Origin of the sequence: Trabulsiella guamensis ATCC 49490, from assembly GCF_000734965.1 — a bacterium.
In the GTDB taxonomy this organism is placed as follows: Bacteria; Pseudomonadota; Gammaproteobacteria; order Enterobacterales; family Enterobacteriaceae; genus Trabulsiella; species Trabulsiella guamensis.
The window spans coordinates 1-737 of sequence record NZ_JMTB01000195.1 but is presented as its reverse complement, the minus strand read 5'-3'; the positions used below and the strand labels follow the sequence as shown (position 1 = coordinate 737).

The 737-nt window shown below is 49.1% G+C and carries 1 protein-coding gene; it reads left to right on the top strand.

The window, feature by feature from the left end; genetic code table 11:
* Positions 1 to 116 precede the first annotated feature (116 nt).
* The gene (locus tag GTGU_RS26780; protein WP_245609648.1) at positions 117 to 590 is read left to right on the top strand and encodes a hypothetical protein; all 474 of its coding nucleotides are present in this window, start codon (positions 117 to 119) and stop codon (positions 588 to 590) included.
* Positions 591 to 737: the final 147 nt, after the last annotated feature.

The window sequence follows — 737 nt, the reverse complement described above, 5'->3', positions numbered from 1 at the left end:
CCACTATCACCAGAGAAGAGATTGAGTGCTATCAGCACGTGGCAGAAATGGTACAACTCAACGGGTTCGATAAAGGGAAACTCATCTCAGTTACACCCTGACACATGGTTGAGTTGGTGCGTATCGCGCTGGCATCGCTCGAAGCTAATAATTCAGGGCGAAATCCGGTGCTGGCCTATGCAAATGGTTACCGCGATATGGCTAAGCAGGGTGTTGAATCTATTCCGGTATGGAGCGTAATTACCGACCTGGAAAGAAATATCGCTCCACTATTCACCGCACCGCCAGTGCCGATAGTGCCGGATTATACTTCGTTTGAAAAATTTTGGTCATCATTCAAGCATCCTTTCGCCGACGATGATAAGTTGAAATCATTTGCAGTGGAAAATGGTTTGGCGCTTCAACCTGGGTTCTGGATGTACCTGAGTGCTATTTCTACACGCTGGATGATGATTTTGCAGAAGCCATACGGCTGCTTTATCTGCGGCGGAAAATGTCAGTCTGAGCAGGCAGAGTGCGGCATTCCTAACATCATCCACGATATGCCTGCCTGTTCCTCTCTGTTCGATCACACCACCAACAGTAACTGATTGCGATATCAGACCATGATCGACTCTGGTGCCAGTCTGCAATCTGGTTGCATATTGCCATACCGGGAGGAAGCCCGGTAGCATCCATCGGGGGACGGGTAATAGCCCGGTATTCGTCCTCGTTCTGATACACCAGATGCTTCTGTG